This is a genomic window from Bartonella sp. OD88NMGDW (assembly GCF_042193775.1).
Taxonomy (GTDB): domain Bacteria; phylum Pseudomonadota; class Alphaproteobacteria; order Rhizobiales; family Rhizobiaceae; genus Bartonella; species Bartonella grahamii.
This window is the reverse complement of sequence record NZ_JBHIMA010000002.1, coordinates 141,386-155,283: the sequence shown is the minus strand read 5'-3', so window position 1 is coordinate 155,283 and position 13,898 is coordinate 141,386. Positions and strand designations below refer to the sequence as shown.

The window sequence follows — 13,898 nt, the reverse complement described above, 5'->3', positions numbered from 1 at the left end:
TAAAACAAAGCCCCATTGCACTGTTATTCACGCGCTTTTTTAAGAAACATCTCTCAATGTTCCTAAACTCATTTTACAACGATGTTTGAATAGTATAACGCAAAATACCCTGTGAATACTACAAGATTCATGTCCCTCATTTTGCCCATATTGACAATAAGGCACAAACCAGCATCATCATTTTATTTTCCGGTTCTTAAATGTTGATGCAACCTTAATGTTGAGAAAACCCTCGGCATTTGAAGGGTATTTTTACTCTTTTCTTTAATAGTGTCTATATACTCCCTCTGGTTGTGATACGCAAGAAAATGGTTTTGATAAAATGGAGTGTGCCACTAAAGTATGTACAGCTTATTTCTTATATTTAAAAAATCAAATCGCCTTTCTCTCAAATTACTTTTTATAAATAGCAAGAATTTTATTTATTAAACGCCAGATATTTTGGTGAAGTGCGTTAGATAATAATTGAGAAGGGTTGCATCTTAGCTTTAAAAATGGGGGAGAGATTTTGAAAATAAAAAAATCTATATATATAAAACATCTTCAATTGCGTTTATGGTACTTTTTATTCAATAATCCATACAATGTTTTTATTCGTATTTTATTTGTAGCAGGGGGGGTTCTATTTTCCTCTTACGGAGAAGCTGAAAGGTTGCCTTCTTTTTTTGATTCGCATGAACATTTGGTACAACCTGATACGACGGATATTCTTCGTTTGCGTTTTGTAACAACTTTTGATTTTCCTCCTTTTAATTTCCTTGATCAAACGGGGCATCTTGCAGGTTATAATATCGATTTATTGCGCGCTATTTGCTCAAAATTAAAATTAGAGAAGCTTTGTGAAGTAGAAGTAATTCCTTGGAAAGAGCTTGTAGAATATGTTAAAAATGGTGGTGCAGAAGTCATTATTGCGGGTTTAAAAGAAACAAGTAAAACCCAGCAAGATCTTGTTTTTACAAAGTCATATTTGCGCTTTCCAGCGCGATTTGTTGCTTCTCGACTTTTAGATCTCGATGAGCCAATAAGCGATCAATTGGTGCATTTAACCAGTGGTGTTTTGTCTAAAAGTATTCACGAAAAGCTCTTTCATCATTATTTTCCTAAAGCAAAATGGCAAGAATTTAAAAAGAGAGAAGAGCTCTATAAAGCATTACAGGAGCGTAAAATTGACCTTATTTTTGATGATGGATTTGCTTTATCGTTATGGTTCAAAAAACAAAAATCTGTTGATTGCTGTCATTTTGTTGGGGGGGCATATATGGCGCCACAGTTATTGGGACAAGGAATGCAGCTTGCTGTTGGAAAAAAGAATGAAAAATTGGTTGATATACTCAATTATGCGCTGAAATCTCTAGAAGAGGATGGTAAACTTACAGAACTTTATTTGCGGTATTTTCCAATAAGTTTTTATTGATGAATAGTTTTTTAATTAAGAGCTGTTAATCTTTCTGTGCCTAGTCGATAGGAAATAGCTTCTGCGAGATGATAGCGTGAAAGATTATCTGATTCGTCAAGATCAGCAATTGTGCGTGCAACTTTGAGAATGCGATGATAAGCGCGTGCAGAGAGGTGCATTTTTTCACTCACATCTCGTAAGAGTGTGGTCGCACTTTTATCAGGAATGGCAATCTGTTCTATAATTTTGGCAGGGCAATCGCCATTGGTGCGAATATGATCAAACCCCATTGTTGCAAAACGTTTAGCTTGAATGGTACGGCATCGTGCGACGCGTTTGGCAACATCGCAGCTTTTTTCTGATTGTTCTGGTTGCATAAGGTCCATAGCTGTCAAAGCAGGGACATCAATCCGTAAATCAATTCGGTCAAGCAGAGGACCAGAAATACGGGACTGATAATCGATTTGGCAGCGTATTCCTTTAGCGCAAACATGGTCTTTTTCGCCTGCCATACCACAACGGCAAGGATTCATTGCGGCAATGAGTTGGAAGCGAGCAGGATAGCTAATATGGTGATTAGCGCGGGCGATAACCGATTCCCCACTTTCTAAGGGTTGACGAAGAGAATCAAGAACCTGCGGAGAAAATTCAGGCAATTCATCAAGAAATAACACACCATTATGGGCAAGGGAGACCTCTCCCGGTCGTCCTTTAAGTCCTCCACCAATCATTGCGGCCATGGAAGCAGAATGATGTGGGGAACGAAAGGGGCAATGAAGTGAAATGGTATTATGAACCGCTTCTCCTGTAATAGAAGCAATCAGAGAGACATCTAAAAGCTCACGGCTATCAAGAGGTGGCAAAATGGAAGGTAAGCGTTGCGCTAACATAGATTTCCCAGCACCAGGAGGTCCTACAAACAAGAGGTTATGGCGTCCAGCAGCACAAACTTCTAAGGCACGTTTGGCTGTTTTCTGTCCTTTGATTTCGCAAAGATCTGGAAGTTCAGTTTCGATAGTATATTGGCGCGGTTGTGGACGTTTTTGAATTTGGGTTCCTTTGAAATGGTTGACTATAGTGAGCAGAGTCTCTGGGGCAAGAATATTTATTTCTGCATTTGCCCAAGCAGCTTCAGGTCCACATTGGAAAGGACAAATCAGTCCTTTATCGAGTGATAAAGCTGTCATGGCAGCTGGTAAAACACCATTAACAGCGGTAAGTGAACCATCCAGTGATAATTCTCCTAAAATGATATAGTCTTGTGCTGCTTCGGGAGGGAGGATTCCCATAGCAAGCATTAAGCCTACGGCGATTGGCAAATCATAATGCGAGCCCTCTTTAGGCAAATCAGCTGGTGCAAGATTAATCGTAATCCGTTTAGTAGGCATAGAAAGTCCACAAGCGTGGAGGGCTGCTTGTACACGTTCACGGCTTTCTGCAACTGCTTTATCAGCTAATCCAACAATAGCCATTCCTATTTTACCAGATGAAATCATAACCTGTACATCCACAGGGACTGCTTCTAGACCGCGAAAAGCAACAGTTGTAACACGTGCGATCATTTGTTTATTTCCCCCTTTAGACTTTGTAGAGACAATCATATCTATGCATAAAAATCAAGAAGCATCTCTATGGTTTTTTTTATAGAGAGATCTATATACGTAGGCAGTTTTTTAGCGTTCTCATGGAAAGTCATTTGTACAAATTTAACCATGATAGTATGGAACGCAATAAAACGTTTATAATAAGCTAAATAAATATGTTAAGGAAAAAGAATGAGGCTGTTCGTGTTATGCAACAGTGCAGAATTTTATGAAAATATAAGGGGAGGGTGACGTTATGTATCGCAGAATGTTATTTGATGTGATAAAACGTGTAAAATGTGCAAAGTAATTATATTTACCTTTCCCATTTTTATATTATTTAAAGTGTAGTAGATGCAAAGTGTATTATAAGGTATCTGATTTTATGGTATACCAGGCAAGAATTTTGTTAAAATCAGGGACTGTGCGCTGTGTATTTATAGGCTTGTGTTTCGCTTTTGCTTTTCCACAGCCACTTGCTGCATTTGATTTTTTCGGCATACCTTTTTTTGGTCAAAAGAAAACAAATTCTCCTTCAAATTATGCCAAAAGTACAGAGAGATTTTATAAAGTTGATGTTGTTGCTCCGCCAGGCGCGCCATTAGAAGGTATAAAAATAGTTAAATCTGTTTCTTCTCTTGTTGCTGATAAAGAGAAAGCGTCCGCCAGTTCTTCTGGTTTGCTAGCCAAGGCGCGTTCAGATTATCGAGCAATTCTTTCTGCTCTTTATGCTGATGGACGCTACGGTGGTGTTATTAGTATTAAAATTAATGGCTTAGAAGTCGCTGATTTAAGTCCGGTAACTCAACTTCCAGCACAATCCAATATTGTTATTACAATTAATGCCGGTCCACAATATGTTTTTAGTATTGCAGATATTGATAAAGTAGCTCCGTTTGAAAAACGTAAAGCGCATAAAATGCCCACAATTGAAGAATTGGGCTATAAAGTTGGGGCTATTGCTAAATCTGAAACCATTTTGAAAGCAGAAAAATGGGCGATAGAAGGATGGCGTCAACAAGGTTATGCCAAAGCTAAAATTATGAAAAGTGAGGTCGTGGCTGATCATGCTGCGTTGCGTGTTGAAGGACGGATTGTTGTTGATCTTGGACAAAAGGCTCATTATGGTCCTTTAAGTGTGCGTAATATAAGTAATAAACCACGTGTAGATTCAGCTTATATCGCATGGATGACCGGATTGAAGCAAGGTCAGAAATACGATTCCGATGCGTTAGCGAAGGCAAATGAACGTCTTGCGCGCCTTGGTGTTTTTCGTGCTATCAATATACGTGAGGCTGATACCATTAATCTAGATGGCAGTTTACCGCTTTCACTTGTTGTACAAGAACGTAAACCGCGTCGTTTTGGTGTAGGCGGTAGCTATTCAACATTAGATGGTGCTGGTTTTGAAGCTTATTGGATGCATAACAATCTTTTTGGTCATGCAGAGGTTCTTAAAATTGAAACAAAAATAAGTGGTGTTGGTAGCAATAAAAAGCAATCGTATAATTTTAAAAATTTTGATTATCTTTTCGGTGGTACGTTTATAAAGCCTGGTGTACTCACGCCAGATACAGATCTCAGATCAGAATTAAAAATACAACAAGATGTTCTAGAAAATTATACGACAAAGGCCATCAAAGGAAGATTAGGAATTACACATATTTTCAATGGTAATCTATCGGGACAGGCTGCTGTAGAAGTTTCAAATGGTTATTCACGTGATATTTATTTTGGGAGCCGTAATTTTACAACAATAGGTTTCCCTAGCGGTTTGATTTACGATAGTCGTAATAATAAGCTTAATGCAACAAAAGGTTTATATGGTGAAGTTTTCATTGAGCCTTTTTATGAGATGCGTTTTAGCAACTTTGTTGCAAAAGTAACAGCAGAAGGTCGTTCTTATTGGGCGTTGGATGAAGGGAATCGTTTTGTTTTTGCTACGCGGGCAAAGCTTGGTACAATTCTTGGGAATGATACAGCACAAATCCCCGCGAATACGCTTTTTTTTGCTGGTGGTGGGGGCTCTGTTCGTGGTTATGCTTACCGTAATATTGGTATCAAAACAGAAAATGATGCGGTTGTTGGTGGACGGGCAGTTGTTGAGGGATCGGCAGAATTGCGTGTTTCTTTAAATGATAAAATAGGGTTTGTCGGTTTTCTTGATGGAGGTGCCGTAGGGGAAAAGGCGAATTTTGATTTTTCTCAAAAAATTAAATGGGGAGCCGGTATAGGAGGTCGTTATATGACGGGTCTTGGTCCTTTACGCGTTGATTTAGCCTTTCCTTTAAAGAGAGAGAAGGGTGATCCTCGCATTGGTTTTTATGTGGGTATAGGGCAAGCATTTTAATGAAAAAAGGTGTACATTTATCAGCTTTCTTCTTTGTATTTTTGTTTTTTGGGGTGGGTGGTTTTGTTTTTGCGCAAAGAGGAGATACTCTTCCCTCTAGCGAAATGAAAACAGATGATCGCTCATGGTTTGTTTCTTTAATTGAACGAAAGCTTTCAACGCCCAATCGTCAAGTTCGTTTACATAATATACAAGGGACACTGTCTTCTCAAACATCAATTGATGCTATTACTGTCAGTGATAAAAAAGGGGTTTGGCTTAAAATTACCAATGCTAAAATGGATTGGAATCGTCTAGCGTTGCTGAGAGGGCGGATGGACATTAACCAGCTTTCGGCAGAACAGGTTACATTTTTACGCAAACCGCAAGGCAATTCTTCTTTTGTTTCTTCCCTTGGGACGGGCAAGTTCTCTTTACCAAAATTGCCGCTTGCTCTTTCTATCAATACGCTTATAGCTCAACATGTGACATTTGAACAGAATCTTTTTGGTTTTTCTGCTGATATGTCATTAAAAGGTAATCTCACTTTGGCTAGTGGTAATTTTGATTTCGATATAGCGGCGCATCGTTTAGATGCACCAGGTTCTTTTTCTGTTGTCACCAAGATATCTGATAGTAATCGTACAGCTCAAATTGATATTTCTGCTAACGAACCACAAAATGGTATTTTGGCGAATATTTTTAACATTGAACAACGTCCAGCATTAAATCTCGTCGTGAAAGGTGATGGTACTTTTGATGATTTGGTTATCAAACTTTCTTTAGAGTCCGATCATCATTCTATTTTAGATGGTAATGTTATTCTTGCAAGTGTTCCAGAAGGACACAGTTTTTCTACGAAACTAGAGGGAACACTGAGCCCTTTAATACCTTCTCAATATCGTAGTCTCTTCGAATCTGATATAACATTAAAAGCAAAGACAAGAAGAACAAAAGAAGGTGTGACACACCTTGATCAGATGGTTATTCAGAGCAAAGCAATGAATGTTATAGCCAATGCTGAAATAACCGCTGATGGATTTTTGCGGCGGCTTTTTGTTGATGGTAAAATGGCTCTTGATAACGAACAGGAGTCTATTCATTTACCTGTATCGGAAGTATCAAAACCTGCGAATACTCTTGCTTTGAACATTGACTATGGTCGCGAAGGGCAACAATCTTGGAATGGGCGGTTGGTTGTAGGTCATTTAAGCAATAAAAATATTTATATTCGCGATGCAATTTTTGATATGGGAGGAGTAAGCGAAAATCTTGATAATGCAGCTTCTCGTCATGTTGGTGTTCAGGTTAAAGGAACGCTTCAAGGGGTTAAAAAAATTAAGGGAGCGTTAGTAGAAAATTTAAGCCAAGCGGTTCATGTGCATTTAGATACGGATATTGTTTCGAATAAACCAATTTTGATTCATGATCTGAGTGTTACGGCTCAGGGTTTTTCTTCTTGGTTAAAAGGGACAATGGAGGGTTTTGTTTTTAAAGGCGATCTCGGTTTAAAAGCTCAAACATTAACTCCTTTGGAAGTGTTCAGTAAACAATCACTTTCTGGTAGTGCAGATATTAAAGCCAAAGGAACGATCAATTTATTGAGTGGCATTTTTGATCTCCAATTATCAGGAATGGCTGACGATATGAAAATAGGCGTGCAGTCTTTTGATCGTTTATTCAAAGGAAATATCACTCTTTCAGGTGGTGCTACTCGAAATACGAAGGGTTTCATTTTTCGTCATTTTAATTTGAAAAATCAATATACAAACATAAAGGCTAATGGTTATTTTTCAGATGAAAGCGCTAAAATGGATCTATCTGCTGAAATATCTGATTTGTCCAAATTAGATCCAAAGATAAGCGGTGCGCTTACGATTGAAAGTACGGCGAGAGGGCGCAATAGCCATATAAAACTAAATACACGTGCTCATATTGCTGAAGCATTAATCGTAGGGAAGAAACTTCAAAACACAACATTTAACATAGATGCACTTATAGATAATACAGCACCAGTTACTGCTTTAACGGGGGTGGTAAAAGGTGAAGGGATTTTTGCTAAGAAACCTTTGCATTTATCGGCCTCTTTTAAAGATTCTCATAAAATTCGAAAACTTGAAAATATCGATATTAGAGGGGGAAGTGCAAAAATAACGGGTGCTCTTTCTCAACAACTTGGGGGGGTTTTGAAAGGAGCGTTGCATATTGATGCCGATGATATTTCCGTACTTTCAGCGTTATTTTTGCAGGATGGTAGTGGAAAAGTAAAAGGAGATTTTATTTTTGATGAACAAAATGGCAGACAAAAAACCAATGTGAAGGCGCATGTTAGCCATTTGAATTTTTCCAAGAATAAAATAAAAAAATTGGCAATAGATGCTGACATATTCGATCCTTTTGGCATGACACAGTTTGAAGGAGTTATCAATGCAGAACATATTCAAACACCTTTGATAATGGTCAATCGTTTAAATGCTCACGCCGATAGAAATAATGGACAAACGGTTTTTACTGTCCAAGCGATGTTGCATGATACTCTCAATGCACAGCTTTCTGGTCGTTTAATGGTTGAGGAACTTCCAGACAGTATAAAACGAGAAGTGCAAATTGAAACTGTGGATCTAAAACAACACATTTTTCATGCAACATTGCTGAAACCATCCATAATTGCTTTTGATAAAGATGGAATGACAATCAATGAATTAGGAATTGCAATAAATGGAGGCAACATCATCTTAGCAGGGAATATTCAAGATACCCTGAATTTGCAACTTACAATGAATGCGCTTCCTGCTACTTTAGTCAATCTGTGGAAAGCCGATCTTGGAGCAGCAGGGAGTGTAACAGGGCATGTTATGATTCGTGGTCATTTAAAAAAACCTGATATAACGTACGATATAAAAGGTGAGGGACTGACAACCGTTGCTTTTCAAGATAAAAAAATTATGCCTTTTTCTCTTTCTGCTACGGGAAACACTGTAGATCAAAATCTTACTTTAAATGCAAATTTAACAGGAGAAGGAGTACAAGCAGAAGCTCAGGGGCATGTATCTCTAGAGAAAAATACGCTTGATCTTCATATTAATTTGCAAAATTTATCTGCACGTTTGGCGAATGGTTTTATTGCAGGACAAGCGCTTGATGGGACACTGATAGGCAAAATTGATATTGGTGGAATAATGAAGGATCCATCTGCTCATTTTGAGCTTTCTAGTCAAAATTTAACCGCTATGACGCATAAAGGACCAATGTCAATCAATATAAATGCTCGTGGTTCTTATAAAAAATCGACATTTCATATTGAAAATATGATAGCTACTGGAGATAAAGGATTAGATCTTTCCGTCCATGGGCCTGTATCTCTTAATGGTTCAGAGGCAAAATTAAACGTTAAAGGGATAATGCCTCTTGATTTTGTTAATCTCTTATTAGCTAAGCGTGGTGCACATATAACGGGTACAGCAAGAATTGATACAGTTCTTAATGGAACGTTATCAAAGCCACAATTGATAGGAAATATTTCTATAGGCGACGGTAGCTTTTTTGATTCACAAACAAATGTAGGATTGAATAATATAACGCTTGAAGGCAAATTGAATGGTGATCATATCCTTATAGAGAAAGCTTCAGCTTCTTCGTTTGAGGGGGGGAGAATTTCTGCTTCAGGTCGTATCTCTAATGGTCTAGAGACAGATTTGATATTTCATCTTGATAATGCCAATTATAATGATGGTTCTATGATTCTGGCAACATTGTCAGGTGAGATGACAATGAAAGGTCATTTTTTAAATGATCTTGTTGTTGGTGGTGATATCATCGTTGAAAAAGCTGAAGTTTTTGTTCCTGATCATTTTAAAAGTGCTAAGTTTCTTGATATTAGAAATAAGAATTTAACTAAATCGATTCAAACAACACTTGAACGTGCTGATGTTAAGAAAACGAACAAAAGCAAAAGCCGTATAGTTACACAAGAATCTTCATCTGTCGTGTTATCAAATATGAGTATTACAGCACGCAATCAATTTTTTGTACGCGGAAAAGGCTTAGATGCTGAACTTGGAGGACGCATTAATCTAGCAGGCCCATTGAATGATGTGCATCCAGTTGGTGAATTTAGAATGATTCGTGGACGTTTTGATATTCTTTCGCAACGTCTTAATTTTGATCAAGGGCAAGCGAGTTTTAGCGGTAATCTTAATCCTACGGTTTATTTTGTAACCAACAATAACAGTGGTGATATTCGCGTCACTGTAACGGTAAGTGGGACGATTGATAATCTTGATATTAATTTTTCTTCACAACCGAATTTGCCTCAGGATGAGATTTTGGCGCGTTTGATTTTTAATCGCTCTCTTAATGAATTATCACCATTTCAGATTGCTCAACTTGCAGCAGCAGCGGCTGATCTTGCAGGTGCTTCTAATACATCTTTGTTGAATACTTTACGAACTAAAATTGGGCTTGATGATCTTGATGTTATCGTTAATGAGAAGGGTAATACAGGCTTACGTATTGGACGCTACATACACAATAATATTTATTTGGGCTTTGAAGCAGGGTCCGATGGAACGACGAAAGGAACAATTAATTTAGATATTTCGCGTCATCTCAAAGCTAAAGGTGCCATAGGAAATGAACAAAATTCTAGCATTGGTCTCTTTTATGAAAGAGATTATTAAAGATTGAATTTAAAAAATAAATTCTTTGTCTTTTGTCTCTCATTTCTAAATCTGAGGAAGGATACATAGACTAGAAATCCTATAAAAGAAGAAGATTTTTTGAGGCGTGAAGAAATATATCTGAAATATTCGATTTTTGTTTATTGTGTTTTTGAATGAGATCACTTTTCTTATAATGAATAGCCCCCCAAACAGAACACTCCAAAATATAACACTATTGTGTTGCAAATTCATGTGCTTGTTTTAAAGAAACATTTCTCAATGTGGCTTGAGCCTATTTCATAAGATTGCTTGTGAAATGATATAAAGTACCTCTTATGAATGGTATAAAATCCATACTACCATTGTTAATAAAGGTATAAGTATTTATTAAAGATATAAGCCGGCATTATCATTCTATTTTCCAGCTTCTCATGTTGCCGACAATCTTTTCACTTGAAAATGTAGAGGTATTTTTATTGCTTATCTTAAGAGTTTTTATGCATACACCAATATCTCTTATGACGTACAACAAGTGCTTTTGATTAATTCATCATAAATATAGAGAAAATTTACAATAAGCAAATTACATCTTATCTTTTATTTAAGATGTAAAGTAATAAATTATGATTATAAATCAAAGTATTAAAATGCAGGTCAAAAGATATTTTTTGTAAAAATGTTTATCAGAGTTATATGCCGTATTTTTCTATTTAGGCGGTTAAAAGAAAGAGGAATGTCATTTTACTTTTCATCTGTTTTTTTTCATATTGAAATCATAGCCTTATATAAGCACTAACGTTGTGCATTTATAAACTCTTCAAGAAGTTAAGGTATTGGAGGAATATCACTTTAGTTTCGGATGTAGAAAAAACAGCAAAGCTTGCTTTAAAGCAATCTACAACAGTAAAAAAGTTTTATAATAAATCTTCTCTTATTTTTTAATGTTTTTCTTTTACGCTGAGTGTATCTATAATTTGCAGCACAATTTATAATTGTGAGCCTATCCTGCTGTACCATAAAAGACTGACATTTGAGGTTTGGTGATATAAGGCATGTAAGTCTTTTTGACAAAGTATTTTGAAAGCACAGGGTGAATATTTAGGGTAAGTCTTGTATAAGTGAATCACATGATTTGTTATCAAGTGGAACGAACTCAATAAAAATCTGGATTGTTTACAGATCAGATTGGGTAGAATCTTTGTCCTTTAAGGTGTGTGGAGAAAAAATTGTTAGTGCAGGGATAAACACGGATAAAGGTAGTATTAATCCAGATTCATCATCATAATCCGCGGCAATTTTTTCAGACCTTGATGCTCTCTCTTTTAGGATTCAAAACATTTATGAATGTTTCAACACTTATTTAAGGAAGGAAAGGGGTTTTTGAAGTTTCACTGTTAAAGTCAATTGCATTCAACAAAATAGCGAGTAAAGTTTTCATCTAAATCCAAGAAGTTTATTTTCAATAAACCATAAATTCTTTGCCAATTCTTGATTGAAGTAATACTTTTTTTGGTAACAAGCCTTTTTTATAAATGGAGCATTACCTTCTATCCATTTTTATTTCAAATCTTATTTAAGGATCTAGAAATTAGGAGGTATGTCTTTGAACTGGATATTATGAATTTTTTTATAAAACCCATGTTCTTTTGCTAGCAATTCTTTCTGAGTACCTTGTTCAATTAGTTGTCCATTTTGTATGACCACAATTTTATGAGCACGAGCAATCGTTGAAAGGCGATGAGCAATAATGATCGTTGTGCGTCCTTTGGTAAGGTGGTGAATGGCTTCATTAATTTGTGCTTCGGTGTGTGAATCAAGCGCACTCGTTGCTTCATCAAGAATCAGAATTTCGCTATCGTGAATCATTGCTCTAGCGATAGCGAGCCGTTGTTTTTGCCCCCCTGAAAGGTTACAGCCATTATCACCTATCTGTGTATCATAACCATTTGGCAAATTCATAATAAAGTCATGAGCATTTGCTGCTTTTGCTGCTTCGATAATTTCGTCATCACTAGCCCCTTCTTTTCCAAGTCCGATATTATATTTAACAGTTCCTTGAAAGAGAAAAGTATCCTGTCCTACATAGGCCATCAGGTTTCTCAGAGAGCGAAATGTTGTGTAGCGAATATCTTGATCATTAATCAATATGCGTCCTTTTGTGGGGTCATAGAGGCGCATAATAAGGTTGATAAGGGTTGACTTTCCCGAACCGGATGGTCCCACCAATGCTGTCATTTTTCCGGCTTCTATTTCTAGGTTGATATCTTTCAATATCATTTTGTTATTAGTGTATGCAAAAGAAACATGTTCGAAACGAATAGTTCCCTGCTTTTTACTCAGATCTTTAGCTTCTTTATGTTCTATAACTGTAAGGGGACAATCGAGTATTTCAAACATTGTACGGATATTGACCAAGCCAGATTCAATTTTGACACGTACATTTGCTAGTCTTTTTGCGGGTTCATAAGTTAAAAGTAAAGCAACAATAAAGGACATAAATTCACCTTGAACACCTGCGCGTTGGGTTGCAAGATAACCGGAAAAACAAATAATACCTGCAATGGCAACACCCGTGAGTGTTTCCATAATCGGATTGGTAATAGCTTCGAGTGTGGCAATATTGTTTGTTTGTTTTTCAACATCACAAATGGCTTTGTCCATCCGTTTTTTCATGACCTCTTCTAGTGAAAAGGCCTTGATGATTCGAATACCAACAGCCGTTTCCTGTACGATTTTAATAATTTCACCAAGTGAAAGGAGCTCTTTTTCCATCAGGCGGCGAACGCGTTTTAAAGCCATTCGAACGCCTAAAAAAGCTAGTGGTCCTACGATTAAAGTAATGGAGATTAACACAAAGTTTTGAATGAACATGACAAGCAACAGACCACTAACGGAAAGCAAATCACGTACAAAAGTTGTGATAATAGTATCAATTATATTACGTACAGCTGTCGCATTATGAGTTACACGAACAAGAAGATCAGATGAAGTGTTATTATGATAAAAAGAGACTCCTTGTTCCATAAGTCGTGCAAAAATTTTACGCTGTTGTTCCGCAATGATACTATTGCCTGCTTTGTTTAGAAAGTAAGTTTGGGAAAAAGTTGCGACTCCTTTGAGAATAAAGATAAAAGCAATGAAGCTAGAAATCAAAACAATCATAGGAAAATTTTGTGCATCAATAATCTGATTAACAACATCACGCATAATCCATGCACTGGTTGCTGTGGTACAAGAAATGATGATCATTGAGAAAATCGCAGCACTGTACCAACGCATATGTTTACGAAAATTTTCTCGCAAAAGGCGGATAATAAGATGTTTATCAAAAGAGGAAATTTGTTTTTTAGCCATGAAATGCTTCTATATTCTCTCATTATTTTATGCAAGATTGAAACATTCTTAATTAAAAAGCCCCTTAATCTTTTTTACAAAAATAGCCTTTTCTTTCAAGGTTCATCATATCAATTTCACGACGGTGAGAGTGAAAAATGTAGTGCAAAGTTTCTGTGAAAGGTATAACGAAAATTTGTTGTTCATCATTATTTTTAATTTTCAATAAAAGGTAACGGCGAGTTTCACCATTGTATTTACCAATTTCCATATTGTGATAGCCTTTGGCACTTGAAATAGCTCACAAAAAATATTTCGCTTTTTAATAATTTTTATGTATCATTTCCGTTTGTGATGTGTAAGCAAAAATTTTTGCCGCATTACATGATAAGAGAGCTTGAAATAAGAACACCTTACGATGTTTGAGCTTTTTCATTTAATATGCAAAATAACGAATTCTTCTTATAAATCGATAAAGCATTATTAAACTCTTAAAAGGATTTATACACATTTATAAAACCTTAGAAGCACCACAAAAACTCTATGTGGTGCTTCTAAATAATACCATACGCATCATTTTGATGAGTTGCACGCTG

At 36.5% G+C, this 13,898-nt stretch carries 6 protein-coding genes; 3 read left to right on the top strand and 3 right to left on the bottom strand.

The genetic code is table 11. From position 1 onward, the window contains the following. The first annotated feature begins 508 nt into the window (after nt 1-508). Complete coding sequence (locus ACFIJR_RS02275; RefSeq protein WP_375653422.1) at nt 509-1,414, top strand: transporter substrate-binding domain-containing protein; 906 nt, start codon at nt 509-511, stop codon at nt 1,412-1,414. Nucleotides 1,415-1,425: 11 nt separating this feature from the next. Here ACFIJR_RS02275 and ACFIJR_RS02270 read toward each other — a convergent pair whose 3' ends face one another. Continuing rightward, the gene (locus ACFIJR_RS02270) at nt 1,426-2,958 is read right to left on the bottom strand and encodes a YifB family Mg chelatase-like AAA ATPase (RefSeq protein WP_375653420.1); all 1,533 of its coding nucleotides are present in this window, start codon (nt 2,956-2,958) and stop codon (nt 1,426-1,428) included. A gap of 406 nt (nt 2,959-3,364) precedes the next feature. Here ACFIJR_RS02270 and ACFIJR_RS02265 point away from each other — a divergent pair, with 406 nt between their 5' ends. Next, nucleotides 3,365-5,329 (top strand): autotransporter assembly complex family protein, encoded by a 1,965-nt coding sequence (locus ACFIJR_RS02265; RefSeq protein WP_273722402.1) that lies wholly within the window; start codon nt 3,365-3,367, stop codon nt 5,327-5,329. After that, nucleotides 5,329-9,987 (top strand): translocation/assembly module TamB domain-containing protein, encoded by a 4,659-nt coding sequence (locus ACFIJR_RS02260; protein WP_375653418.1) that lies wholly within the window; start codon nt 5,329-5,331, stop codon nt 9,985-9,987. The genes ACFIJR_RS02265 and ACFIJR_RS02260 overlap by 1 nt, the downstream gene beginning before the upstream one ends. 1,563 nt (nt 9,988-11,550) lie before the next feature. Here ACFIJR_RS02260 and ACFIJR_RS02255 read toward each other — a convergent pair. Together ACFIJR_RS02255 and ACFIJR_RS02250 are read right to left on the bottom strand one after the other, a co-directional pair. Further along, a complete protein-coding gene (locus ACFIJR_RS02255; protein ID WP_375653415.1) occupies nt 11,551-13,323 on the bottom strand; it encodes an ABC transporter ATP-binding protein in 1,773 nt (590 codons plus the stop codon). A gap of 64 nt (nt 13,324-13,387) precedes the next feature. After that, entirely contained in the window at nt 13,388-13,573 is a 186-nt protein-coding gene (locus tag ACFIJR_RS02250; protein WP_375649439.1) for a hypothetical protein, read from the bottom strand. Nucleotides 13,574-13,898: the final 325 nt, after the last annotated feature.

Excerpts from the sequence above, each read along its gene's own strand:
- ACFIJR_RS02270 (WP_375653420.1), bottom strand. The coding sequence starts at position 2,958 with ATGATCGCACGTGTTACAACTGTTGCTTTTCGCGGTCTAGAAGCAGTC.
- ACFIJR_RS02255 (WP_375653415.1), bottom strand. The coding sequence starts at position 13,323 with ATGGCTAAAAAACAAATTTCCTCTTTTGATAAACATCTTATTATCCGC.
- ACFIJR_RS02260 (WP_375653418.1), top strand. The coding sequence starts at position 5,329 with ATGAAAAAAGGTGTACATTTATCAGCTTTCTTCTTTGTATTTTTGTTT.
- ACFIJR_RS02265 (WP_273722402.1), top strand. The coding sequence starts at position 3,365 with ATGGTATACCAGGCAAGAATTTTGTTAAAATCAGGGACTGTGCGCTGT.
- ACFIJR_RS02250 (WP_375649439.1), bottom strand. The coding sequence starts at position 13,573 with ATGGAAATTGGTAAATACAATGGTGAAACTCGCCGTTACCTTTTATTG.